Annotated in this window: 21 protein-coding genes and 6 pseudogenes; all 27 read left to right on the forward strand. The window is 56.6% G+C overall.

All coding sequences use genetic code 11. The features are described 5' to 3' along the window. Positions 1-197: pseudogene (locus GOV91_RS22605) on the forward strand (IS6 family transposase); the annotation flags it as partial. A gap of 240 nt (positions 198-437) precedes the next feature. Beyond that, positions 438-716: a hypothetical protein gene (locus GOV91_RS21065; RefSeq protein WP_171236909.1), complete on the forward strand. Its 279-nt coding sequence runs from the start codon at positions 438-440 to the stop codon at positions 714-716. Between the two features lie 109 nt (positions 717-825). Beyond that, positions 826-978: pseudogene (locus tag GOV91_RS22790) on the forward strand (IS6 family transposase); the annotation flags it as partial. A 76-nt stretch (positions 979-1,054) separates the two neighbouring features. Then, complete coding sequence (gene acsA / locus GOV91_RS21075; protein ID WP_171236911.1) at positions 1,055-2,794, forward strand: acetate--CoA ligase; 1,740 nt, start codon at positions 1,055-1,057, stop codon at positions 2,792-2,794. After that, entirely contained in the window at positions 2,791-4,785 is a 1,995-nt protein-coding gene (pdhA, locus tag GOV91_RS21080; protein ID WP_171236912.1) for a pyruvate dehydrogenase (acetyl-transferring) E1 component subunit alpha, read from the forward strand. Before acsA ends, pdhA begins: the two co-directional genes overlap by 4 nt. Before the next feature lies 1 nt (position 4,786). Next, the gene (locus GOV91_RS21085) at positions 4,787-5,953 is read left to right on the forward strand and encodes a dihydrolipoamide acetyltransferase family protein (protein ID WP_171236913.1); all 1,167 of its coding nucleotides are present in this window, start codon (positions 4,787-4,789) and stop codon (positions 5,951-5,953) included. Beyond that, positions 5,950-6,198: an acyl carrier protein gene (locus GOV91_RS21090; RefSeq protein WP_171236914.1), complete on the forward strand. Its 249-nt coding sequence runs from the start codon at positions 5,950-5,952 to the stop codon at positions 6,196-6,198. The genes GOV91_RS21085 and GOV91_RS21090 overlap by 4 nt, the downstream gene beginning before the upstream one ends. A gap of 80 nt (positions 6,199-6,278) precedes the next feature. Further along, positions 6,279-6,437, forward strand: a pseudogene (locus tag GOV91_RS21095) (IS6 family transposase); the annotation flags it as partial. 530 nt (positions 6,438-6,967) lie between these two features. Continuing rightward, positions 6,968-7,582, forward strand: a complete 615-nt coding sequence (locus GOV91_RS21100; protein ID WP_171175022.1) for a hypothetical protein — start codon at positions 6,968-6,970, stop codon at positions 7,580-7,582. Then, the gene (locus GOV91_RS21105) at positions 7,576-8,505 is read left to right on the forward strand and encodes a hypothetical protein (RefSeq protein WP_171236915.1); all 930 of its coding nucleotides are present in this window, start codon (positions 7,576-7,578) and stop codon (positions 8,503-8,505) included. The genes GOV91_RS21100 and GOV91_RS21105 overlap by 7 nt, the downstream gene beginning before the upstream one ends. 116 nt (positions 8,506-8,621) lie before the next feature. Beyond that, a pseudogene (locus GOV91_RS21110) lies at positions 8,622-9,327 on the forward strand (IS6 family transposase). Between the two features lie 242 nt (positions 9,328-9,569). Then, positions 9,570-10,571: a Gfo/Idh/MocA family protein gene (locus tag GOV91_RS21115; RefSeq protein WP_171236916.1), complete on the forward strand. Its 1,002-nt coding sequence runs from the start codon at positions 9,570-9,572 to the stop codon at positions 10,569-10,571. After that, on the forward strand, positions 10,571-12,142 hold the full coding sequence (locus tag GOV91_RS21120) for an acyl CoA:acetate/3-ketoacid CoA transferase (RefSeq protein ID WP_171236917.1): 1,572 nt from the start codon (positions 10,571-10,573) through the stop codon (positions 12,140-12,142). The genes GOV91_RS21115 and GOV91_RS21120 overlap by 1 nt, the downstream gene beginning before the upstream one ends. Further along, positions 12,139-12,906 carry an enoyl-CoA hydratase/isomerase family protein gene (locus tag GOV91_RS21125; protein ID WP_171236918.1) on the forward strand — a complete coding sequence of 256 codons (768 nt, stop codon included), beginning with the start codon at positions 12,139-12,141 and terminating at the stop codon, positions 12,904-12,906. Before GOV91_RS21120 ends, GOV91_RS21125 begins: the two co-directional genes overlap by 4 nt. A gap of 4 nt (positions 12,907-12,910) precedes the next feature. After that, positions 12,911-14,434: an aldehyde dehydrogenase family protein gene (locus tag GOV91_RS21130; RefSeq protein WP_171236919.1), complete on the forward strand. Its 1,524-nt coding sequence runs from the start codon at positions 12,911-12,913 to the stop codon at positions 14,432-14,434. A 56-nt stretch (positions 14,435-14,490) separates the two neighbouring features. Further along, positions 14,491-15,741, forward strand: coding sequence for an ABC transporter substrate-binding protein (locus GOV91_RS21135; RefSeq protein ID WP_171236920.1), 1,251 nt, complete (start codon positions 14,491-14,493; stop codon positions 15,739-15,741). A 101-nt stretch (positions 15,742-15,842) separates the two neighbouring features. Beyond that, positions 15,843-16,736, forward strand: a complete 894-nt coding sequence (locus tag GOV91_RS21140) for a carbohydrate ABC transporter permease (protein WP_171236921.1) — start codon at positions 15,843-15,845, stop codon at positions 16,734-16,736. After that, positions 16,736-17,617, forward strand: a complete 882-nt coding sequence (locus GOV91_RS21145) for a carbohydrate ABC transporter permease (RefSeq protein ID WP_068340098.1) — start codon at positions 16,736-16,738, stop codon at positions 17,615-17,617. The genes GOV91_RS21140 and GOV91_RS21145 overlap by 1 nt, the downstream gene beginning before the upstream one ends. A gap of 6 nt (positions 17,618-17,623) precedes the next feature. Then, positions 17,624-18,736, forward strand: coding sequence for an ABC transporter ATP-binding protein (locus GOV91_RS21150; protein ID WP_171236922.1), 1,113 nt, complete (start codon positions 17,624-17,626; stop codon positions 18,734-18,736). Beyond that, positions 18,733-20,223, forward strand: coding sequence for a GMC oxidoreductase (locus GOV91_RS21155; RefSeq protein WP_171236923.1), 1,491 nt, complete (start codon positions 18,733-18,735; stop codon positions 20,221-20,223). The genes GOV91_RS21150 and GOV91_RS21155 overlap by 4 nt, the downstream gene beginning before the upstream one ends. Beyond that, positions 20,220-20,978 (forward strand): 3-ketoacyl-ACP reductase, encoded by a 759-nt coding sequence (locus tag GOV91_RS21160; protein WP_171236924.1) that lies wholly within the window; start codon positions 20,220-20,222, stop codon positions 20,976-20,978. Before GOV91_RS21155 ends, GOV91_RS21160 begins: the two co-directional genes overlap by 4 nt. Before the next feature lie 16 nt (positions 20,979-20,994). Then, positions 20,995-22,581, forward strand: a complete 1,587-nt coding sequence (locus GOV91_RS21165) for a GMC family oxidoreductase (RefSeq protein WP_171236925.1) — start codon at positions 20,995-20,997, stop codon at positions 22,579-22,581. Between the two features lie 2 nt (positions 22,582-22,583). Next, positions 22,584-22,892: a Dabb family protein gene (locus tag GOV91_RS21170; protein ID WP_171189140.1), complete on the forward strand. Its 309-nt coding sequence runs from the start codon at positions 22,584-22,586 to the stop codon at positions 22,890-22,892. Positions 22,893-22,896: 4 nt separating this feature from the next. Continuing rightward, positions 22,897-24,066, forward strand: a complete 1,170-nt coding sequence (locus GOV91_RS21175) for a dihydrodipicolinate synthase family protein (RefSeq protein WP_171236926.1) — start codon at positions 22,897-22,899, stop codon at positions 24,064-24,066. Positions 24,067-24,071: 5 nt separating this feature from the next. Beyond that, positions 24,072-25,079 carry a LacI family DNA-binding transcriptional regulator gene (locus GOV91_RS21180; protein WP_171236927.1) on the forward strand — a complete coding sequence of 336 codons (1,008 nt, stop codon included), beginning with the start codon at positions 24,072-24,074 and terminating at the stop codon, positions 25,077-25,079. A gap of 81 nt (positions 25,080-25,160) precedes the next feature. Then, positions 25,161-25,532: pseudogene (locus GOV91_RS21185) on the forward strand (IS6 family transposase); the annotation flags it as partial. Positions 25,533-25,587: 55 nt separating this feature from the next. Further along, a pseudogene (locus GOV91_RS21190) lies at positions 25,588-25,789 on the forward strand (IS6 family transposase); the annotation flags it as partial.

A 25,789-nucleotide genomic window follows, 5' to 3' on the forward strand; every position in this document is an offset into this window, starting at 1 on the left:
ATTCGCACTCGCCGTTCCGACGACGCGAACGCGCGATGCAACGTTTCAGGCGCATCCGAAGTTTGCAGAAGTTCGCCGCCGTCCATTCCTGCGTCTACAACCACTTCAATCAGGAAAGATCGCTCAGCAGCCGAGACTCCTTCAAGCTGACACGCACCGCTGCTCTTGCCGAGTGGCGTCAACTTTTTTCCGAATAGCTTCGCAGTTTCAGCGGCAAACTGAGACTAGCTAGAATTCGTCTGACAGCACCATTTTTAGTGTGGTTCAGCGGTGGCTTTCTTGGATCAGAAATCATTAGTCAAAAAGTCCATGAGGGGTCCGCATCGGTCGCCCAGTTGTTGTTATATCCAATCCAGCTTGACCAGCGACGTTTGAGCCAAATCAATGTGCTGCGTCGATCGGATTGTTAATGTTCTTTCATTGGGAGGCAAAGAACCATGATTTCGGCTGAAGATATCGAAGACATGTCCGCGCTCACGAGGGCAGAGATCGACGCGCTCGCTGAACACGAGCATTTCACCACATACGACGCCGCGCTAATGGGGAATTACCTTATGCAAATTCACCACGGGCCGCAAAAAGTACATGAAATGATCTGCGACGATATTCGCGCTGCAATGCATGCTGACGATATTCAACATGCGAGGGATCTCTTCACCGTTTTGCGAGGTTTTCTGACTGAGAACCCTCAGGCCGCGCGGGGCGCGAGCAATTAAAGGGTCTTGTCAGAATAACTTGGCTTGAGCAGGGCAGGGCGGTTACGTAGCTGGTCTTGTCAGAAGAACTTTGCTTGAGCGGGGCAGGGCGGTTGCATAGCCTTCGGACATGACCAAACCTGCCTCCTTAAAGTACTTCAAAACTAGCCCTGAGATCATCCGCCTTGCGGTGATTCTGTACATCCGATTTCCGCTCTCGCTTCGAAATGTTGAAGATCTGCTGCACGAGCGCGGGATCGATGTCAGCCATGAAGCCGTCCGCTATATTGCGCGCTTTGATTTGAGTCATTGCTTTCCCCCAGACCTCCCCACCAGACTTTCTGCGGGAGGATGTAGCAATGAGCATCATTGGGAAATCACCCGAAGAGCGCGCCGCTGCGTGTTGGCAACCAACCTCGGATGCCCTAGAGCAGCCGACAAACGACCTTGGCCGCGGACTTCTCACAGGTTTGCCAGATGGCTCGATCAACATCGGGTTTGAAGCTGTCGATCGCCATTTAGCGCAGGGGCATGGAGACCATACTGCCCTGATCTGGCTATCCAAGGAGGGAGCGCAGCAAACGCTCAGCTATGGAGATCTCGCAGCCATGTCGTCGCGGTTTGCAAATCTGCTCTACGACCACGGACAACAAAAAGGGGACCGCGTCTTTGTCGCGATGGGGCGGCGGCCTGAGCTTTATGCTGCGGCCCTTGGCACTTTAAAGGCCGGGATGGTCTTTACGCCACTCTTTGCCGCCTTTGGGCCAGAACCCCTGAGAACCAGGATGGAAATCGGCGATGCCAATGTTCTGGTCACGACTAAATCACTCTACAAACGCAAAATCGCATCGTGGCGTCAGGAAATGACGTCGCTGCGTTTGGTCCTCATCGTTGGCGACGAAGCTCCTGATGATTGCGTCGCTCTGGCCCCGGCATTGCAAGAGGCCTCGACAGAATTTCTGGCTGCCCACACACAGACGGAAGACCCGGCATTGATTCACTTCACCTCGGGTACCACCGGGAGGCCAAAAGGTGCGGTTCACGTGCATGGCGCAGTTCAGCACCACGCGCTCTCGGGTCGATACGCGCTCGAACTGCAGCCCGGCGTGACCTACTGGTGCACCGCTGACCCGGGCTGGGTCACCGGAACGACCTACGGGATTATCTCACCACTGGTGAACCGCGTGACGATGATCGTGGACGAGGCAGAATTCAATCTCGAACGCTGGTATGGGATCGTTGAAAGGGAACGCGTTGAGGTCTGGTATTCAGCCCCAACAGCCATCCGCATGATGATGCGCGCTGGCAGTGAGGCCGCACGAGGGTACAACTTCAGTGCTCTGCAGTTTCTTGCAAGCGTCGGTGAGCCTCTGAACGCCGAAGCCGTGGTCTGGTCCAACGAGGTATTCGGTCGTCCGTTCCACGACAATTGGTGGCAGACAGAAACCGGGGGCATCATGATTGCCAATACTAGAGCGCATGACATCAAGCCTGGATCGATGGGCAAACCCCTGCCTGGCGTTGTTGCTGGCATTGTGGAACCAGACAACGGTGGCTTGCGGGAATTACCGGATGGCGAGATAGGAGAGCTTGCTCTGCGACCGGGCTGGCCCTCGATGATGCGGGACTATCTTCACGAACAGGCGCGGTACGAAAAATGCTTCAATGATGGTTGGTACTTGTCAGGCGATCTCGCGATGCGGGACAGTGATGGGTATTTCTGGTTCGTCGGTCGAGCCGATGACCTAATCAAAACGTCGGGCCATCTGGTCGGCCCCTTCGAGGTTGAAAGTGCGCTGATTGAGCATGAAGCCGTCGCCGAGGCCGCTGTGATTGGTATTCCAGACGAGACAGCGGGCGAAATCGTCAAAGCCTTCGTGACCCTGAATTCCGGCCAAACCGCGGATGAGGAGCTAGAGCGCGACATTCGCGGCCTTGCCCGCAAACGGCTTGGAGCGGCTGTGGCCCCCCGCGAGATCGTTTTCCGAAATGCCCTTCCCAAGACCCGCTCTGGCAAGATCATGCGCCGCCTTTTGAAGGCGCGCGAACTTGGTCTGCCAGAAGGTGACATCTCTACATTGGAGACGGACGAGAAATGACCACAAGCAAACCAAGACTGGACCGCGACCATGTGAAACGCTTGCTGAGTGACATGATCCGTATCCGACGTTTCGAAGACAAATGTGCGGAGCTATACACTCAAGAAAAAATTCGCGGCTTCCTGCACCTCTATGATGGAGAGGAAGCGATTGCCGCTGGGATTATCCCGCTCTTGTCGGACAAAGATCGCGTCGTCGCCACGTACCGAGAACACGGACATGCGCTGATGCGCGGCGTCTCAATGTCCTCGGTCATGGCCGAAATGTATGGCAAGGCCGAAGGCTGCTCGGGCGGACGCGGAGGTTCGATGCACCTGTTTGACGCCGCCACGAGCTTCTATGGCGGCAATGCCATTGTCGGTGGCGGTCTCCCCTTGGCTGCGGGGCTGGCTCTAGCCGAACGGATGCGCGGCGACACGGGCGTGACGGCCTGCTTCTTTGGCGAAGGCGCCGTGGCCGAGGGCGAGTTCCACGAGACTCTTAACCTCGCGGTACTGTGGCGGCTACCTGTTCTTTTTGTTTGCGAAAACAATGGCTACGCAATGGGAACGGCCCTGGCGCGCTCCGAGTCTGAGACCGATGTCAGCCGCAAGGCCGCCGCTTATGGGATCGAGGCGCGTGTGGTCGATGGCATGGACATTGTCGCGGTGGAAGTGGCCGCAACACAGGCGCTGCAGGAAATCCGCGAAACGGGAAAGCCAGTCTTTCTCGAATGTAGAACTTACCGTTTCCGGGCGCATTCGATGTTTGATGCCCAACTTTACCGACCAAATGACGAAGTTGAGGAATGGCGTAAAAAGGGGCCAATTCTGCGCTTCCAGTCATGGCTCATAGAGAATAGGCTGATCCACGAAGAAGACATCCGGGAGTTCGAAAAGCAAGCCGATGCCGAAATCGACGAAGCCGTAGCCTTTTCCGAGGCCGGAACCTGGGAGCCTGTGTCGTCGTTAACTAAGGACGTAATGGCGCCATCCGCAACAACTGTTGAGGCCTCTTCCCCTACCGGTGAGCTGGTCGAGACGACCTATCGCGAAGCCGTTAGGGCCGCGATTTCCGACGCCATGACTCGCGATCCCCGTGTCTTCCTCATGGGCGAGGACGTCGGTGCATATGGCGGATGCTATGCCGTCTCCAAAGGTCTGATGGACAAATTCGGCGCGGACAGGTTGCGTGACACGCCGCTTTCCGAGTCAGGCTTCACCGGGGCTGGGATCGGCGCTGCATGTGCCGGGATGCGCCCCATCGTTGAACTGATGACCGTCAACTTCAGCCTTTTGGCACTCGACCAGATTTTGAACACTGCAGCCACCCTCCGGCACATGTCCGGAGGGCAGTTCGGCGTACCGGTGGTCATCCGTATGGCGACCGGGGCGGGCAAGCAACTCGCGGCCCAGCATTCCCATAGCCTTGAAGGTTGGTACGCTCATATTCCGGGACTTAAGGTCCTCGCGCCTGCGACGCTGGAAGATGCGCGCGGCATGCTTTGGACCGCTCTGCAGGATCCCGATCCAGTCCTGATCTTCGAAAACGTTATGCTCTACAATCTGAGCGGTCAAATCGACTCGGGCGCAGGCCCTGTCGACATTTCCCGCGCAGCTATTCGCAGGCCGGGCAAAGACCTGACGCTGATTACCTATGGCGGGTCGCTCCACAAGACATTAGAGGCGGCAAATTCGCTTGCCTCAGAAGGGATTGGCGCTGAAGTCATCGACCTGCGCTCGCTACGTCCGCTTGACGACGAAACAATCATGGGATCGGTTGCCCGGACGCGCCGCGCCGTCATTGTTGACGAAGGATGGCGCAGCGGCTCGCTGGCAGCTGAAATCTCGGCCCGGATCACCGAACAGGTCTTTTGGACGCTCGATGCCCCAGTTGGAAGGGTGTGTTCGGAAGAAGTTCCGATCCCTTACCCGAAACATCTGGAAGACGCCTCGATACCGCAGGTTCCGGCGATTGTCGCGGCGGCCAAAAGTGTGATGGGGCAAAGCTGACATGAGTATCTTTCGGATGCCCTCGCTCGGTGCGGACATGGAGGCCGGTACGTTGGTCGAGTGGTTGATTCAGCCAGGGGACGAGGTGCACCGGGGGGATGTCGTCGCCGTGGTAGAGACACAGAAAGGCGCCATAGAAATCGAGAGCTTTGAAGCCGGGGACGTCTCAGAATTACTGGCGCAAGTCGGTCAAACCGTTCCTGTGGGAGAGCCGCTAGCCCGTATAGGAGAGGACACGCCGGAAGTGTCAGCGGTTTTGCCAGACCCGGCCGACACTGCGCCTCCATACATTCCATCGCTTGGCCCTGATGTGCAAAAGGTCTCGGCCACGCCGCCCAGACCGACGGCAGTTGTGGCAGCCAGCCCGGCGGCCCGCGTTGCAGCACGACATGCTGGCCTGAAGCTGTCTGAACTCCGAGGCAGCGGCCCGGATGGGGCAGTTGTTTTGGCCGATGTCGAGATCTTCGCGAAAAACGCGGCCAGTTCCAAACAAGCCACGGACGGCCTATCCGAAATGCGCAAGGCGGTTGCCGCAGCGATGACGCGCGCAAAGCAGGAAATTCCACATTTCTACGTCTCGCACACGATCGAAACTCAGGGCCTGTCTGAATGGCTGGCCGCTCGCAACAAGGACCGGCCCCCGGCAGAACGGATATTGCTCGGCGCGGCCATCGTGAAGGCCGCCGCCCTCGCAGCGCAGGCCGTCAAATCGCTGAACGGTCATATTGTGAATGGAGAATTTGTCCCCTCTAGCGAGATCAATACAGGAGTCGCCATCGCACTCCGTGGCGGCGGGCTGGTCGCCCCAGCGCTCCTCAATGCAGACCGTATGTCCCTTGAGGAGGTCATGGAAGGGATGCGTGATCTGGTGACGCGTGCTCGTTCTGGACGATTGCGTAGTTCAGAACTGACCAGCGGAACGCTCACTATTTCCAGCCTTGGTGAGAGTGGTGCCGACAGCATGACGGGAGTGATTTTCCCTCCTCAGGTCGCCCTCTTGGCGGTCGGTGCCCCACAAATCCGCCCTTGGGTGGATGGGGAGAAAGTTGCCCCCCGTGAGGTCACGAACTTTGTGCTCTCTGCAGACCACCGCGTTTGCGACGGCAGGCAGGCCTCAAAATTCCTTACAGTGTTGGCCGATAAGCTTTCGAGACCGGAGGAACTATGAACGATAGTGAGATTAGACAGGCTTTTCTGGAGGAAATCCACAAAATCGCGCCGGACATAGAACCGGCGGATGTGTCTGATGATGACCATCTGCAAGATGATCTGGAACTCGACTCGATGGATATTCTGAACCTTGTGACGGCCCTGCACGCGCGCTTAGGCGTGTCGATACCTGAGACCGACTATGCCCAGATCGAAACGCCGACCAAGGCGCTTAAGTACTTCGCTTCTAGACACGGGCCATGATTCAAAAAGCCAATTACGTTGAAGGTTTTGTCAGAAGAACTTGGCTTGAGCAGGGCAGGGCGGTTGCGTAGCTTTTGCCCATGACCAAACCTACCTCTTTCAAGTACTTCAAAACCAGTCCCGAAATCATCCGCCTTGCTGTGAAGCTGTACATCCGTTTCCCGCTTTCGCTTCGAAATGTCGAAGACTTACTTCACGAACGCGGGATCGATGTCAGCCATGAAACTGTCCGCTACTGGTAGAATAGGTTCGGTCCGATGTTTGCTGCTGAGATCCGAAGAAAGCGTGTTCAGTAGCTGCGCGCATTGCCAATACATGTAATTGGCGAACTGACGGGTTTGAAAACCAGCGACTTCCAAGCATTTGATGTTGCAGGTGGTGAATTTGAAAGCATGGCCGCACGAAGAGAGGTAAACGGACCAGAAGATCTGGGCCTCTGATCAACAACATTCTGGAACAGCGATAAACGTGAGGGAAAAGTTCGCGCTAAACAACTGTTTTGGATTAAAAAATTTAGCTCAGATTTTGCTGGTGAATGTTGGGGCGAGGGGCGGCTACGGAGACCCAACAATCAGGTGCGACCCGGATCAGAAGCGTTTCAAAGGGATTTTGAAGGCTGGCAGACGCACGTTTAGTAAACCCACAGCATTCAATAGAAATCGATTTGACACGTCTCCGCGTGTACCTTCCTGCAGAAGACTGATGGGCCGAGTTTTGGTGTCGAGCGCGCGCTGTGGTATGATTTCGTATTCAGATACGGGATTATGGTATGTTCGAAGGATTGAACCCCATTATCGTTTTCCGTATGTCCGAACGTCTGCTGCTGACCGCAATTGTTATCGTCGTGGCATTGGTCGTACTCGTCGGCTTCTGGAAAACTGTGCAGCGAGTGACGCTGAAGGATGGCGGTTCGCTTGGCATCACGGGTTCAGTGGCGTTGTCTACGCCGGTCTTCGCACTGTTGGCGGTTATTCTCTACGCCTGGGTAAGCTTGTCGCACCCGATTTCCTACAGCGCGCCACCTCCTGCTAGTGAAGCCGTTTCCGGGCAGACCGCCGCTTTGGAAGCAACTGCTCCGGGTCAGTTCACGGGCGCGGTCAACACCCAAACGCATGACATCGCCGCGGCTGGGGTCAGCAGCTACGCGCGCCAGCGTGTCCGCCACCAGATTTGGACGCTCAACTGCCTGGCGGCCTCGACCACCGTACGTCCACCTGCGCAATCTGAACTGACAGAAATCAAGCTGAAGCTCATGCGAGAAGTTTGGGACAGCAATTGGGGTGCCGTGCTTCAGTTCGAAAACTGGGCGCGCAATCCCAACCTGGGCACCAATCCGACACCGGAAGCGATTGAATTCTTTGATGGAAAGCACACCGGATGCTAAAGAAGGTCTTTTTCCTTTGGATTGTCACCGCGGGTTTTTCGACAGCCGAGGTCGTCTACAGCCCGGCAGAAATTCAACGTGTTCGAGAACGTACGGTCCCTTCGATCCAGTCTGTGATGTGGCAGGATATCGTGCCTCGCCTGCCATCCGAGTACAGAGCCCGTGCCAGCGACGTAAAATTGATATTTCCCGAACGCGGTCCGGGCCCGATGTCGTTCTATGCGGCACCTGCGAGGCAGGAGATCCATTTGCCGCTGACATCTTTGCGCTTCTATGACGACATCGCGACGTTGCACGCCTGGTTTGAGTCCCGCTCATGTCCGCAAGAGTACATTCAGACCTACCTGGCGGCGCTGCTTCGAGCCGATGAAAACCTGCCTGCGCCACTCGTCGCGTTTGGGCTGGATCGAGACAAGTTGTTCGCTGACAATTACACCTACGATCTCAGCGGAAAGATCTTTTCGTCAGGTGTGCAGTTTCTTTTGGCACATGAATTGGGGCATATCCTGCTTGATCATCGCACTGGGGTTGAGGGTGCAGAGAGTCAGCGGCAGGAAGCCGAGGCGGACACCTTTGCGCTTGATCATTTCGCGCGGCTGGGCGGCAATCCGATGGGCATCTTCTGGTACTATCAGGCTGCCTGGTGGCACGACCCGGCAAGCGAGAAAGGGCGGCGGGAGAATTCACATCCCGTTTCGGCAGAGCGTATTCGGGCGATGGCCACGAGGCTGATGGATAACCCAGGCGAATTCGCACATGGAGAGGCCGATCCTGCGCGTGAAGCCAATTTAATCTCTCAGCTAGGGATGATGACCGCGGCCTTCGCTGATCTAATAGATGACGACAGTTTCCTGAATTGGATCGCGCCTGCGATGTTCAATGATTTTCCAGTCTCCAACTTGCGCAACTCATGCCCGCATTAGGTGCTTTTTTAGAACTGGTCGGTATGCATAAAATTTCGTGGGGGCTTCGGAGCCAGAATGGTTTTGTCAGAAGAACTTTGCTTGAGCGGGGCAGGGCGGTTGCGCAGCATTTGCCCATGACCAGACCTGTCTCTTTCAAATACTTCAAAACCAGTCCCGAGGTCATCCGCCTTGCGGTGATGCTGTACATCCGTTTCCCTCTCTCGCTTCGGAATGTTGAAGACCTGCTGCACGCACGAGGCATCGACGTGAGCCACGAAACTGTCCGATATTGGTGGAACAGGTTTGGCCCGATGTTTGCATCAGAGATCCGAAGAAAGCGTGTTCAGCACCTGCGCGCCTTCTCCAAATGGAAGTGGCACGTGGACGAGGTCTTTGTGAAAGTGAATGGCAAGCGGCATTATCTTTGGCGGGCCGTTGATCACGAAGGTGAGGTGCTTGAGGCCGTCGTCACGAAGCGTCGAAACAAAGCCGCAGCACTGAAATTCCTCAAGAAATTGATGAAGCGGCACGGTTGCGCCGAAGAGATCGTCACAGATCGCTTCGCTTCCTACAAGGCTGCGCTCAGAGAAATGGGCGCGCTTGAAAAACAACAGACGGGCAGGTGGCTCAACAACCGCGTCGAGAATTCGCACCTGGTTTCGACGACGCGAACGCGCGATGCAGCGTTTCAGGCGCATGCGAAGTCTACAGAAATTCGCCTCCGTCCTTTCCTCTGTCTACAACCACTTCAACCAGGAAAGATCGCTAGCCAGTCGAGACACCTTCAAGCTGACCCGCGCCGCCGCTCTTAGCGAGTGGCGTCAACTTTGTTCCGGATAGGTCCGCGGTTTCCGCAGCAAACTGAGACTGGTTCGAATTCGTCTGACAGCACCTCTGCGACTCAGTCGGAGAGCCGACACGCTATAAAGCAATTCGATTCCCTGTGATTGCTTTTGATGAGGTGCCAAGCTTCGCGGTTTTAGCCATGTTTTCTTACCTTTAAAGCGCGCTAAGAGTTTTTTCTTGTCATACTTGGAACGTTCCACTAGAAATTTGGAACGTTCCAAAATCGGGGGAATCAGATGAACTGGGCTTTTGTCGGAGCGAGTACGATAGCTTCACAACACATGCTGGGCGCGGTGCGTCAGCAGACAGGCAACGACGTGACCTGGGTCGTCAGCAATTCGCCCGACCGGGTGCAAACCTGGGCCAATGAACACGGTATTCCCAATGCCACCACAGACTTGGACGCTGCATTTGCTGACGAGAATGTTCAGGCTGTTTATATTTCCTCAACCAATGAGAAACACCACGGTCAGGCAATGGCAGCCATTTCGGCTGGTAAGCATGTACTGTGTGAAAAGCCACTTGGGATGACGCAAGCGGAAGCTATCGAAATGGTGCGTGCGGCTGACACGGCTGGCGTGACATTTGGAACCAATCATCACCTGCGTTGCTCTGGCAGCCATCGCGCAATTCGTGACCTAATTGCAGCCGGGCGCGTCGGAGACGTTCTCTCGCTACGAATCCATCACGCAGTGCATCTGCCGGGCAACTTGCAGGGGTGGCGTATCAACTCTGCGGATGCTGGTGGCGGCGTGATACCCGACATCGTTGTTCATGATGCAGATGTCACCCGCTTCCTGCTCAATGAAGACCCGGTGTCTGTCGTCGCGCAAATGGCCATTTCTGGGATGGGGCAGGGCGTCGAAGACTCCTGCATGTCTGTCTGGACTATGCCCTCGGGCGCAATGGTCATGACACATGAAAGTTTTACGCACCCGTTTGCCGGGTCGGACCTTCAAGTTCACGGAACCAAGGGTTCGATTTTTGCGGATGGCGTCATGACGCAGCGCCCCGTTGGGTCGATCAATCTGGTGACTGAAGCAGGAAGCGAAGAGATCCCGTTTTCGGATCATTCGCTCTACGTTCAGGGCGTATCAGAATTTGTCGCCGCGACCACCGGCGAAGGTCGCCCGGCGGCTGACGGGCTCGATGGCGTGAAATCGTTGTCCGTGGCGCTTTGTGTGCGAGAAGCCGCAGCCTCGGGTCGGCGTATCAATGTAGATTATGGTGGTTTCTGATGACCAAGCTGGTTTCTCTTTCCGAGGCCGTTTCTCGCATCCCGGACAATGCGGTCGTCTCTGTGTCATCGTCTTCGGCTCTGGGTTGCCCTGATCTTGTTCTAAAGGCGCTTGGAGAGCGGTTTCGCACTGAAGGGCATCCGCGCAACATTACAACGCTGCACCCTATTGCTGCAGGGGATATGTATGGCGTAAAGGGCATGGATTATCTGGCGCAGGATGGACTGCTAAGTCGCGTTCTCGCCGGATCATACCCGTCGGGCCCTTCGAGCCTTGAGATGCCGGAAATCTGGAAAATGATCGTCGAAGATCGAGTGGCCGCATACAACGTGCCATCGGGAATTCTGTTCGATATGCATCGCGAAGCCGCAGCGCATCGACCTGGTGTTCTGACGCAGGTCGGGCTTGAGACTTTCGTGGATCCTGTTCGCGAAGGATGCGCGATGAACGAGCGTGGTGCGGCGGCTCCAATCGTTAATCGAAAGGAGTTCGACGGTCAGACTTGGTTGCACTTCCCAAATATCAACCCGAACGTTTGCGTTTTGCGCGCAACCACGGCGGATGAGTTTGGCAACCTGACCTATGAACATGAAGGTGCCTATCTGGGCGGATTGGAGCAAGCGATTTGCGTACGCAACCACGGTGGGCTTGTGATCGCACAGGTTCAACGTGTGACTGCTGCAGGTAGCTTGCGCCCCCATGACGTGCGCGTGCCGGGGCATCTGGTCGATCTGATCGTTGAAGACCCAGAGCAGATGCAAACGACAGAGACGCCCTATGACCCGGCGATCTCTGGCCAGATTATGCGCCCTTGGGACAGTTTTTCGCTGGCCGAGCACGGTGTCGAGAAGGTCATCGCGCGACGGGCTGCCCAAGAACTGCGCAGCGGCATGAGCGCCAACTTGGGCTTTGGCATCAGCGCAATGGTTCCGCGTGTCTTGTTGGAGGAAGGCCATCCTCAGGCGGTGACATGGGCGATTGAACAGGGGGCCGTCGGTGGTGTCCCACTAACCGGCTTTGCCTTTGGGTGCGCATCCAACGCGCATGCCTATGTGCCGTCACCACAGCAATTCATCTATTTCCAGGGCGGCGGGTTCGATATGTCGTTCCTCTCGTTCCTCGAGGTCGATGTCGAAGGCAATGTGAACGTCTCCAAACTTGGTAAAAAACCCTATTTGACAGCAGGGTGCGGCGGTTTTGTCGATATAACCACGCGGGCCAAAAAGATCGTGTTCTCGGGCTGGTTCGAAGCTGGCGCCAAGATTGATCTGGCGGATGATGGTATCCGTGTGAATGCCCCCGGAAAATTCACCAAGATGGTGGATCAGGTCGAACATGTCACATTCTCGGGCCGACGTGCCCGGGAAACCGGTCAGGATGTGCTCTATGTAACCGAGCGTTGCGTTATTCGCCTGACGGATCAGGGGCTGGTCGCGACGGAAATCATGCCCGGCATTGAGGCGCAGCGCGATATTATCGAAGCTTCAGGCGGTCGCGTCAAAGTCGCGGAAAACGCGGTTCAGATGCCCAAGTCGCTATTCGCAGTTGGCCCGATGGGGATGACACTTTGAGCAAACTGCGCATTCATATCGAGGGTGCAACCGCCGTCCTGACTTTGGACAACGAGGCCAAGCTCAATGCGCTAACTGTAGATATGCTGCACGCGCTGGAAGCTGGCCTGACAGAGGTCGAGCGTGACGTATCTATTCGTGCGCTTGTTCTGACCGGCGCGGGTGAAAAAGCGTTCTGTTGTGGGGCCGATATTGGCGCTTGGGGTGGTCTGAAACCCGCCGAATTCGCGCGCCATTGGGTCCGTGATGGACATCGCATCTTTGACCGCCTGGCGCGGATCGGCAAGCCAACAATTGCTGCGATCAACGGTCATGCGTTCGGCGGTGGGCTAGAGCTGGCCAGTTGCTGCGATCTGCGCCTGATGACCCCGCGGTCCACGCTGGCTTTACCTGAAGCTCGGGTCGGGATTGTACCCGGCTGGTCCGGGACACAGCGGTTGACCCGGCTGATCCCCGAAGCTGCGGTGAAAGAGATGGCACTCTTTGGGCGCCGTATTGGTGCTGACCGCGCCGTGGCCTTGGGCTATGCGACCGAGGTGACTGACGACGTTCTGGCGCGCGCGCTTGAGATCACCGCCGAACTTAGCGACCTTTCGCCTCGCGCCACCGAAATCTCAAAAAACATGATCCATGCAGCGGTTGGTGAAGACACTCATGCCGTGGTCGAAGCCCTTGGTAGCGCAGCGATTGCTGCCTCAGCGGACCGCGAAGAAGGCGTTGCCGCGTTCATGGAAAAACGTAACCCCACATTTTCGGGCCTTTGACAATATGAAAGATATCACCATCAACCCTGCTATCCCGTTCGAGTTGCCGCCGTTGTTCGAAGGTCGGCATCTCATCGATGGCAGGTGGCAGAATAGCGCGTCGGGTGAGACGTTCGAACGGCGCTCGCCCTCGCACGGGCACATCGTCAGCCGTTCGGCCTTGGGTGGCGAGGCTGAAGCCGAGGCCGCAATCCAGGCGGCGCGCAAGGTGTTCGACAGCGGTGATTGGAGCCGGGCATCAGGCAAAGAACGGGCCACCGTTTTGCTGAAGGTTGCCGACCTAATTGAGCAGAATGTCGACCGGATTGCACTGATCGAAACGCTGGAAAGCGGTAAGCCGATCAGCCAATCCAAGGGCGAGGTCGGCGGTGCAGCAGATCTTTGGCGCTATGCGGCCTCATTGGCACGCAGCACACACGGCGACAGCCACAACACTCTTGGCTCAGACATGATGGGTGTCGTGCTGAAGGAACCCATCGGTGTCGTGTCCATCATTACGCCATGGAACTTCCCGTTCTGGATCCTCAGTCAGAAACTGCCTTTTGCGTTGGGCGCTGGTTGCACCGTTGTTGTGAAGCCGTCTGAGATGACACCGTCGACAACCTTGATACTTGCCGAGCTGCTGGTTGAAGCCGGTTTGCCCTCAGGTGTCTGTAATGTCGTTTTGGGCTACGGAGTTCCGGTTGGCAGTGTAATGTCGAGCCATGACAGCGTGGACATGATCAGCTTTACGGGCTCAACGGCTGTGGGCAAGACGATCAGCGCAGTAGCATCGGATACACTCAAGAAAGTCGCGCTTGAGCTGGGGGGCAAGAACCCTCAGGTCATCTTTCCCGACGCCGATCTGAATGCAGCTGCTGATGCGGTTGTGTTCGGTGTTTATTTCAATGTTGGCCAGTGCTGCAATTCAAGCAGTCGCATCATCGTGCATGAGGACATTGCCGATGAATTCCGCGAACGTGTCATCGCCCTTTCGCGCAAAGTCAAATTCGGCGATCCTCTGGACCCGACGACGCAGGTTGGGGCTATCGTAACGTCCGAGCACAACTCAAAAATCGACGCGTATGTTAAACAGGCGCAAGCTTCCGGTGCGACTATTGATCTGGGTGGTGAGCCGCTGGAAGTTGAAGGCCTCAGCGCTCAGTTCTATCAGCCGACGGTGATTTCCAACGTCTCGCCCGACATGCCCATTGCCCGCGATGAAGTTTTCGGGCCTGTTCTGTCTGTTTTGACTTTCAAAACACTAGACGAAGCCATCGCGCTCACCAATGATAGCGCTTACGGTCTGTCGGCAGGGGTCTGGAGCGAAAACGTTCACACCTGCCTAGAGTTTGCCCGCCGAGCAGAAGCGGGGACGGTCTGGACCAATACCTGGATGGACGGGTTCCCCGAGGTCGCTTTCGGTGGGGTCAAACAATCCGGGCAGGGGCGGGAAATCGGACGATATGGGTTCGAGGAATTCTTCGAAGTGAAATCAGTGGTCATGCGCGTCGGCAACAGCCGGGTGCCATGGGTTCCGCACGACTAAGACCGGGCACCAGATTGGTCCCGAGTGAGAATAACGCATTAAGGGAGGAAACAAGAATGCGTAAATTTTTGAAGACAAAATCGCTGTTTGTGGCAGGTCTACTGTGCACGACCAGCCTTGCGCACGCTGAAGACGTGGAAGTTCTGCACTGGTGGACTTCTGGCGGCGAGGCTGCAGCATTGAACGTTCTCAAGGACGACCTGTCCGGACAGGGCATCGGCTGGACCGACATGCCGGTTGCAGGTGGCGGTGGTGAGCAGGCGATGACCGTTCTGCGCGCACGCGTCACCGCAGGCAACGCTCCAACAGCCGTTCAGGCTCTGGGCTTTGACATTCTGGACTGGGCCGATCAGGGCGCGCTGGCCGATCTGAACGAAGTGGCAGCCCAGGAAGGTTGGGATGACGTCGTCCCAGATGCGCTGAAAGCCTTCGCCAAGCATGACGGCAAATGGGTCTCGGCACCTGTGAACGTGCATTCGACCAACTGGGTCTGGGCTAACAAGGCGGTGCTGGACGCCAACGGCATTGCACAGCCCACCAACTGGGACGAATTCGTCGCCGCAGTTGAGGCGTTGAAAGCTGCTGGTGTCACTCCGATCGCGCATGGTGGTCAGGCATGGCAGGACGCGACCGTGTTCGATGCTGTCGCAATGTCGACGCTGGGGCCTGACGGCTACAAAGCGGCCTTCATCGACTTGGACGAGGAAGCGCTGGGTGGCGACGCGATGAAAGAAGCTTTCGACCGTATGGCCTTTATCCGCGACAACGTGGATGAGAACTTCTCGGGTCGTGACTGGAACCTGGCGACAGCGATGGTCATCAACGGCGAAGCCGGCTTCCAGATGATGGGTGATTGGGCCAAAGGCGAATTCCTGAACGCGGGCAAAGTGCCGGGCGAAGACTTTTTGTGCTTCCGCTTCCCGGGTACTCAGGATCAGGTCACCTTCAACGCTGACCAGTTCATGATGTTTGATCAGGGCGGTCCGGTATCGGCCGAGCAAGCCGCGCTGGCCAGCGCGATCCTGTCGCCATCCTTCCAGATTGCCTTTAACAAGGTGAAGGGCTCTGTCCCGGCTCGTACTGATGTGGATGGCAGCGATCTGGATGCGTGTGGTCAGCAGGGCATGAAAGATTTGGCCGCCGCGGCTTCGTCAGGCAACCTTTTCGGCTCGATGGCACACGGACATGCCGCGCCCGCGTCAGTCAAGAACGCCGTCTATGACGTGGTGACCGCCCACTTTAACGGCGAGTACGGCAGCGAAGATGCCGTGACCGAACTGGTTGACGCCGTTTCGATCGCCAAGTGATCCACAATTGATCCTCCCGATGGGGCGGCGGTCTGGCCGCCCTGTCACCAAACGGGCGCAAAAGCTCCGATCTAACACGACTCGAACGAGGAGGGCGCGCCATGGCTGCTTCAGCCGACGCGGATTTTAAGACACGCCTTCAGAACTGGTTACCCAAGCTGGTCCTGTCACCGTCGCTGGCGATGATGCTGGTCTTTGTCTACGGGTTCATTCTGTTTTCGGTCTACCTGTCATTCACCGACAGTCGCATCCTGCCGTCCTTTGGATGGGTCGGATGGGAAAACTACGACAAACTATGGCGGCTGAGCCATTGGGAAACCTCGTTGATCAATATGGGGATTTTCGCGAGCCTATATATCGTGATCTGCACCTGTATCGGACTGGGTCTGGCGATCTTCCTTGATCAGAAAATCCGGGGGGAAGGGCTGCTGCGTCCCATCTACCTCTATCCGATGGCTCTGAGCTTCATCGTCACCGGTACAGCCTGGAAGTGGTTCCTTGACCCTGGCATTGGGTTGGAAAACGTGATGCACACATGGGGCTGGACCAGCTTCGAGTTCGACTGGATAAAAAACCGTGATTACGCCATCTACACAGTTGTTCTAGCAGCCGTCTGGCAGACGAGCGGCTTTGTGATGGCAATGTTCCTGGCTGGCCTGCGTGGGATCGACAATGAAATTCTGCGGGCTGCGCAGATGGACGGCGCGTCGAACTGGAACCTCTATCGCCGGATCATTATCCCGCAACTACGACCAGCCTTCTTGTCGGCCTTCGTGATCCTCAGTCACCTGGCGATCAAGACCTTTGACCTTGTCATCGCCCTGACCGGGGGTGGCCCCGGTCGCGCCACAGAACTACCCGCGACCTTCATGTATTCTTACACGTTCACGCGAAACCAGATGGGGATCGGTGCGGCCTCGGCCACGATCATGCTGATGACCATTGCCGCGATAATGATCCCGTATCTTTACGCCGAATTGCGGGAGAAACGCTGATGTCTCAAGCTACTCAGGATACCGCAATCCGAACGGGCCGCGTTACGCGCACGTTGATCTATCTGGTGCTGCTTCTGTTCGGTCTGTTCTACCTGCTGCCGCTCTATGTCATGCTGGTGAACTCGGTGAAGCCATTGGAAGAGATCACCGGCGGCGGCATGATGAACCTGCCGCAGGTGTTCACGATTGAGCCGTGGCTCAAGGCGTGGTCTTCGGCGCAGATCGGCGTCGATCCGACAGGGCTGAAGCCCTACTTCTGGAACTCGATCAAGATGGTGGTTCCGGCGGTGATCGTCTCGACCATTCTTGGGGCGTTGAACGGCTATGTGCTGACCAAATGGCGCTTCAAGTACGACACCATCTTATTCGGTCTGATGCTGTTCGCCTGCTTCATCCCGTTCCAGATTGTTCTGATCCCGATGGCACGGATGTTGGGCATAATCGGGCTGGCAGGCACCACCTGGGGTCTTGCACTTGTCCACGTTGTCTACGGGATTGGCTTTACCACGCTGTACTTCCGCAACTACTACGCTGTGTTCCCGACCGAGCTGATCCGCGCGGCGCAGATTGATGGCGCCGGGTTCTTCCAGATTTTCTGGCGCATTCTTCTGCCCAGTTCCGGGCCGATCGCCGTGGTTTCGATCATCTGGCAGTTCACCAACATTTGGAATGACTTTCTGTTCGGCGCGTCCTTTGCCGATGCCAACAGCCAACCGATGACGGTGGCATTGAACAATCTGGTGCAGTCATCAACCGGTGTGAAGGAATACAACGTTCATTTTGCAGGCGCCATTCTGGCGGCCATGCCAACTCTGCTCGTCTACATCGTGGCCGGTCGATACTTCGTCCGCGGCCTGATGGCGGGTTCGGTGAAAGGATAAGACCTCATGGGTTTTCTAGACATAGACAACGCGACCAAATCCTACGGGGCGGTCGAGGTTCTGCACAAGGTCGACATCTCGGTGCAGGAAGGAGAGTTCCTGGTTCTGGTCGGTCCCTCGGGCTGTGGCAAATCCACTCTGCTGAACATGATCGCGGGGCTGGAAGAGATCACCAGCGGCGAAATCCGCATCAAGGATCAGGTGATGAACGGGGTGCACCCGTCCAACCGCAACATTGCCATGGTTTTCCAAAGCTATGCTTTGTATCCCAATATGACGGTCGGGCAGAACATCACTTTCGGACTTGAGATGCATGGTGTGCCCAAGCCTGAACGCGACAAAGCGATGCAAGAAGTTGCCAAGCTCTTGCAGATCGAGCAGTTGCTGGATCGTAAGCCCGGTCAGTTGTCGGGCGGTCAGCGCCAGCGGGTTGCAATGGGTCGCGCGTTGGTACGGAACCCTGATGTATTTCTGTTCGATGAACCGCTCTCGAACCTGGATGCCAAGCTTCGCGTCGACATGCGAACCGAGATCAAGAAGCTGCATCAAAATCTCGGGACCACCATCGTCTATGTGACGCATGACCAGATCGAGGCGATGACGCTTTCAAGCCGGATCGCCGTGATGAACGGCGGTTATGTCCAACAGCTGGGTACGCCGCAGGAAATCTATGACACACCTGCGAATATCTTCGTTGCAACATTCATGGGCTCGCCTGCGATGAACGTGGTACCGGCCAAGGTTGCGGTTTTGAATGGCCGCCCTCATGCAGAGGTCGCTGTTCACGACGGATCTATGGCGCAACTTCCGTTCAGCCAGGACAACTTGGCCGCATGGGATGGGCGCGAGATCTTGTTGGGAATCCGCCCTGAGACAATCACCGATATGGATGGCGCGGATCGAAAGTCGTCGAACATCGCGCAGATGGCCAACCGTATCGTGGTGACGGAGCCCGCTGGATCGGACACCTTCGTCTCGATGCAATTGGGCGGACGAGATGTGATCGCGCGTATGCGTTCGGATGCCGAAGTGGCACCGGGTCAGGATTTCAACTTTGCAGTGAACATGGAAAAGGCCGTGGCTTTTGATCCCGAAAGCGAGATGCGGATCCTTCCATGAATCGAGCTGACGTCATAATCATTGGGTCGGGTATCGGGGGGGCAACACTGGCTGCGGCGTTGGCTTCGTCCGGTCGTCGCATTCTGATCCTTGAACGAGGCAAGCGGTTGCAGCTCTCACCTCAGGATCGAGACCCAAAAGCGATCTTTGCCAATGGGCACTTTCGCCCCGATGAAACATGGCTGGACGGAGCAGGCAAACCTTTCAACCCCGGAAACTACTACTGCGTTGGTGGAAATTCCAAGTTCTACGGCGCAGCTTTGATACGCTATCGGAAAGAGGATTTTGAGCCGCGTCAGCATATGGGTGGCTATTCGCACGGCTGGCCCATGCCCTATGAAGAGCTGGAGGCGGATTACACCACCGCGGAACAGCTTTACGACGCACGTGGGACCACCAAAGAGGACCCCACCGAACCGCCGCACAGTAGGGGTTATCCGCACCCACCTGTGCCGGATGAGGTTGATATTGCAGACCTGAGGAACCGGCTAAGCCACGCAGGCCTGACGCCATCCTCAGTGCCTTTGGGCGTGGATATCGAAACCTGGTTGCGGGCTGGGCAAACAACTTGGGATGCGTTTCCCAATACATGCGGCGGCAAAATGGACGCCGAAACCTGTGCACTCGCCGAGGCATTGAAGCATGGGAATGTCGAGCTTCTAACTGACGCGCGTGTCCGAAAATTGAAGGCTGATGCCATTGGTCGTGTCACAAGTGTCGAAGTTGATGGCCACGGTACCCTGCGTGCGCCGGTCATCGTGCTTGCAGCAGGTGCGGTACAGTCCTCGGTCCTATTGCTTCAATCCGCGAACGACAATTGCCCAACCGGTCTCGCCAATCGGTCTGATCAGGTCGGGCGAAACTTCATGAACCACAATTGTTCGGCGGTGCTGGCCCTTCACCCGCTTCGTCGCAACAGAGCAGTCTATCAAAAGACACTGATGTTCAACGACTATTACAACAGCGACGGACAGGGTGGCTTGCCTTTGGGCAACATTCAGATGTTGGGAAAGATCACTGGGCCGATCCTTGCGTCGCAAACCCATCTACCGAGTCCAATTGCAGCACTGATCGCAAATCGCAGTTTTGATTTCTATGCTATGTCCGAGGATCTGCCGAACCCAGAAAGCCGGGTGACGGTCGAAGGTGACCAGATCAGGCTGGATTGGAAACGCTCGAATTGGGCCGCGCACGAGGCCTTGGTTGCGCGGCTAAAGGCGCATCTGAAGCAGGCCGGGTTTCCCGTGGTACTGTCGCGACCATTTGATCGGCGAACTCCGTCGCATCAATGCGGAACTGCACGGATGGGCAATGACCCGGCAAGCAGTGTCGTCGACACGTTCTGTCGCAGCCACGACCACAAGAACCTGTTCATCGTCGACGCGTCAGTTCTTCCGACATCTGCGGCGGTGAATCCGGCCCTCACTATAGCCGCACTCGCACTCCGCTCGGGGCGTCATATCATTGAAACGGAGTTCGCCGCATGACCGGAACAGCATTAGTGACCGGAGGACAACAGGGCATTGGACTAGGGGTGGCGCGCGCCTTGATCGCGGCGGGGTACAAGGTCGCAATAGCCTCTCGCTCGGCGCCCGACAAACCAGTCGTTAAGGCGGCTTTGGCAGAGTTAGGCCCAAGCGCCATTTATGTGCAGCACGACGTGTACGACATTGATCACGTTTCGGCGCTACTGGATCAGATCGAAGCCGATTTGGGCCCGATCACCGCGTTGATAAACAACGCAGGGGTTGGGGCGCCAGTGCGCGGCGACATGCTGGATCTGAAGCCCGAGAACTGGGACTTCGTGCAGAATATCAACCTGCGTGGCGCGTTTTTTCTGGCGCAAGAGGTGGCCCGGCGCATGTTGGAGCAGCCACAAGATACCTATCGTTCGATCACCTTTGTCACCTCTGTCAGCGCGACAATGGTATCGATCGAACGCGCCGAGTACTGCGTATCCAAGGCGGCCGCAGCGATGATGGCTCAGTTGTTCGCGGTACGCTTGGCCCCCGAAGGCATCGGTGTCTTTGAACTGCGACCGGGCATCATCGCGACCGAGATGACGGCGGGCGTGCGCGACAAGTACACCGACCGTATCGAAGGCGGTCTTGTTCCCGCGGCACGCTGGGGTGAGCCCGAGGATATTGGGTCCGTTGTCGTCCCACTGGTTCAGGGGCAGATGCACTTTGCGAACGGCGCCGCCATCCCGGTGGATGGCGGCTTGTCGATTTCACGTCTGTAAGTCAGGGCACATGAGAATGTCTGAAGGATATGATTTCATTGTCATTGGGGGCGGCTCGGCAGGCTCGGTGATCGCTGCGCGTCTTTCCGAAGAACCGTCGGCGCGTGTGCTGTTGCTGGAGGCCGGCACCACCGACCGTCACCCGTTTTTCCACTTACCAGCCGGGTTCGCGAAGATGACCAAGGGTATCGGCAGCTGGGGCTGGTCCACGGTTCCGCAAAAGCACATGCAGAACAAGGTCTTCAACTACACCCAGGCCAAGGTGATCGGCGGAGGGTCTGCAATCAACGCGCAAATCTACACGCGGGGTGCAGCTCAGGATTACGATGACTGGAGACAGATGGGGTGCGAGGGATGGAGTTATGCCGACGTGCTGCCCTATTTCAAAAAGTCCGAAGACAACGACGCCCACGACGACGAATTTCACGGCAAGGGCGGACCGCTGGGCGTGTCCATGCCCGCAGCCCCTTTGCCAATCTGCGATGCCTACATCAAGGCCGCTGGGGAAGTAGGGATTCCTGAAACACGCGATGTGAATGGGGCCAAACAAGATGGAGCGGGGTACTATCAGCTGACCCAGCGCAATGCGCGACGATCCTCTGCTGCGATGGCGTTTATCGCGCCGAACCGCAGCCGCCCGAACCTGACCGTGCGCACTGGCGCACAGGTCCGCCGCATTGTGGTGGACAAAGGCAGGGCGACTGGTGTCGAGATGATGAATGGGGACAAGATCTCCGCCGCGAAAGAGGTTATTCTGTCCTCAGGTGCCATCGGTTCGCCGCGCTTGTTGCAACTGTCGGGAATTGGCCCGGCGGATCATTTGGACAGCCTTGGCATCGACGCGGTTTTTCATCAGCCGCAGGTGGGCGCGAATTTGCAGGACCATCTGGATTTGTATTCCATCTGCGAAGTGACCGGCCCACACACCTACGACCGTTTCGCTAAGCTGCACCTTTCAGCTTTTGCAGGCCTGCAATACCTTTTCACCCGCAAGGGACCGGTCGCGTCCAGCCTGTTCGAAACGGGTGGGTTCTGGTACGCAGACCCGGATGCGCGTTCGCCGGATCTTCAGATGCATCTGGGGCTTGGTACCGGCATTGAGGCAGGGGTCGAGGCGATGCCCAACGGTGGAGTTACACTGAACGCCTGTTTTCTGCGACCCAGATCACGCGGAACCGTCCGGTTGCAAAGCTCGGACCCCGCGATGATGCCGCTTATAGATCCCAACTATCTGGCGGATCCCTACGATCGCGAGATGTCCATTCGGGGCCTGAAGCTGGTGCAGAACATCCTCGCTCAGGATGCGCTGAAACCGTACATCTTGGCAGAACGTTTGCCGGGCCCGGACGTGCGGACCGAGCAGGATTATTTCGATTTTATCTGTGTACACTCCAAAACATCACACCACTGCGCTGGTACCTGTCGTATGGGCAGCGATGCCGAAGCCGTTCTGGACCCGCGCCTGCGGTTCAATGGGATCGAAGGGCTTCGCGTCGCGGATGCGTCGATTATGCCGACGGTCAATTCATCGAACACCAATGCACCTACAATCATGATCGGGGAAAAAGCTTCCGACATGATCAAACAAGATCAGGGTTTCTAGAAATGATCCGCCATATCGTACTGACCAAATTCCGCGCCGACGTGACCGAGGAGACAATCGGAGCCATCTACAAAGGTCTCGAGGACGTGTCCAAGGCCCTTCCCGGGGCCAGCGGGTTTACCGGGGGCCGCAGTGAGAGCCCCGAGCAGATCGAACGCGGATACATGCATGGTTTCGTGATCGACTTCGACGATTGGGCCGCGCTGGAGGCCTATCAGAACAACGAAACGCACAAGGCGCTGGGCGCGCAACTGGTCGAGAACGCCGTGGGTGGCATCGACGGCATTCTGGTTCTGGATTTGGAGGTTTGAGACAGTGAAATTGATTTTGCCAAATCCTGAGGGGCAGCTGGAACCCTATGCGCTGACCGGAACGCCGTTAGTACCGCGCAAGCCGCAGGTGCCTCTGACGCGCACGGCCTTTGCGGCGGCTCATGTGGTTTCAGATCCGCTGGCGGAACGTAATCCCTGGGATGGGCGTCCCGCAGTTGATTGGGAAGCGACCCTGCGATTTCGTCAGGGACTCTGGGATCAGGGGCTGGGTCTGGCCGAAGCAATGGATACCGCACAACGGGGTATGGGCGTCGATTGGGAGACCGCGCTGGAGCTGATCCAGCGCACAATGAAGGCTGCGCAGGCGCATCCGTTGTCGCCTCGGGTGGCTTGTGGGGCAGGGACTGATCACCTGCCTCTAAGCGCGTTGAACACAGCAGGTGAAATCCTGTCAGCCTACGAGCATCAGGCCGAGGCGATCGAAGCCGGCGGAGGGCAATTGATCCTCATGGCGTCACGCGCCTTCCCATCGATCAAGGCAGGTCCGGACACCTACCATGATGTATACCGCGCGCTGATCGATGGGGCTGCGGAGCCTGTAATCCTGCACTGGCTGGGCGATATGTTCGATCCTGCATTGACGGGCTATTGGGGTAGCACGGACATCGACGCGGCCAGCGACTTTGTGCTGTCCCTGATAAACGAAAATCCCGCCAAGGTTGATGGGATAAAAATATCCTTGCTGGATCAGGCACATGAAGAAAACTTCCGCGCGCGATTGCCGGACGGCGTGCGCCTCTACACTGGTGACGATTTCAACTACGCCGATCTTATTGCCGGGGATGGAACGCATTTTTCCCACGCTCTGCTCGGCATTTTCGCTGCTATCGCCCCCGCCGCCAGCCAGGCGCTTGAGGCGTTGGCTATGGGCGACATGGATCGCTACAACGCGCTGTTCGCACCGACTATTCCCCTCAGTCGAGAGATTTTTAAGGCTCCGACGCGGCTCTACAAAGCCGGGATTGCCTATCTGGCATGGCTGAACGGAGCCCAGTCCCATTTCATCATGCCGGGTGGGTTCCAATCCAGCCGTGATATCTGCCACTACGCGCAAGTGTTCAGATTGGCGGATCAGGCCGGTTTACTCTCAGACCCTGAACTGGCTAAAGCACGGATGACCACGCTTCTCAGCTTGCATGGAGTTGAACAATAGCCTGAATGCGAAGACCCACGATCATAGATGTCGCCAACTCGGCGGGCGTTTCCAAGTCGACGGTAAGCCTTGTGTTGCAGGGCAGTCCGCAGGTGAAGCCGGAGACACGCAAGCTCGTCCATACCGCGATGAAAGAGATCGGGTATGTCTATAACCGATCGGCGGCAAATCTGCGATCCACGGGAACGGCGCTAATAGGTTTGGTGATAAACGACCTAACCAACCCGTTTTTCACCGAGTTTGCGACTTCGTTACAGATGGCGCTGGCGTCCCGAGGCTATGCGGTCGTATTGGCGAACACAAACGAAGACCCCGAACTTCAGGATCAGGTGGTGGGCGCGATGCTTGAGCACGGTGTTTCTTCTTTGATCCTATCGCCTGCTTATGGCGATGTCACAAACACCCTCTCCGCGGTAGAGCGAGCTGGCATTCCGTTGATGCAAGTCTTGCGACAGGTTGAAAGCGAAACAGGCAGATTTCCCTTTATCGCCCCTGATTACTCCGAGGGTGGACGCGCGGCAACGCAGTATCTGATCGAAACGGGCGCGCGGAACATCGCCTTTGTCGGTGGTCTGGATGGTGCCGAAGTCACTCAGGAAAGACTGTCCGGCTATATCAGTGCGATGAAAGACAACCACTTTCAGCCTATTGTAAAAACAGGAGAATCCAGCCGATCATTTGGACATGAAGCAACGGTCAACCTCTTCAAAGAGCATCCTGCGTGCGATGCCGCAGTCTGTTTCAATGATCTTGTTGCTTTTGGGATGATTAATGCCTGCCATGAAACTCAGATAAAGATTGGCACGGAGTTTCAGATTGTCGGTTTCGACGACATCAAGGAAGCATCAGAATGCTGGCCAGCTTTGTCTACCGTACACTGCGGCGTCTCTGAGTTTGGAGAACAAGTTGCGGACACTGTTTTGCTGTGGTTGCAGGATGGTGCCACGCCAGCACAACACACGCGGACTTCAACGCGTTTGGTATTGAGACAAACTACGAAAGACACGGTGTAGCAAAAGACTATACCAGCCTTTGTCGAAAGGTCTTGTCAGAAGAACTTTGGTTGAGCAGGGCAGGTTGAGTAGCTTTTTCCGATGACCAGACCCGCCTCTTTCAAATACTTTAAAACTAGTCCCGAAATCATCCGCCTTGCTGTGAAGCTGTACATCCGTTTCCCGCTCTCGCTTCGGAATGTCGAAGACTTGTTGCACGAGCGAGGCATAGACGTGAGTCACGAAACTGTCCGGTATTGGTGGAACAGGTTCGGTCCGATGTTTGCTGCTGAGATCCGAAGAAAGCGTGTTCAGCAGCTGCGCGCGTTCTCGAAATGGAAGTGGCATGTGGACGAGGTCTTTGTGAAGGTGAATGGCAAACGTCACTACCTTTGGCGGGCTGTGGATCAGGAAGGTGAGGTGCTGGAAGCCGTTGCAACGAAGCGCCGAAACAAGGCTGCAGCACTTAAATGGTCTTGTCAGAAGAACTTTGCTTGAGCGGGGCAGGGGGTATGCGTAGCGTTTAGGAATGACCAAACCTGCCTCTTTCAAGTACTTCAAAACCAGTCCCGAGATCATCCGCCTGGCCGTGATGCTTTATGTCCGATTTCCGCTTTCGCTTCGGAATGTCGAAGATCTCTTGCATGAGCGAGGCATCGACTTGAGCCGCGAAACCGTCCGGTATTGGTGGAACAGGTTTGGCCCAAGGTTTGCTGCTGAAATCCGAAGAA

The sequence above is a fragment of the Ruegeria sp. HKCCA6837 genome, from assembly GCF_013034475.1.
In the GTDB taxonomy this organism is placed as follows: Bacteria; Pseudomonadota; Alphaproteobacteria; order Rhodobacterales; family Rhodobacteraceae; genus Ruegeria.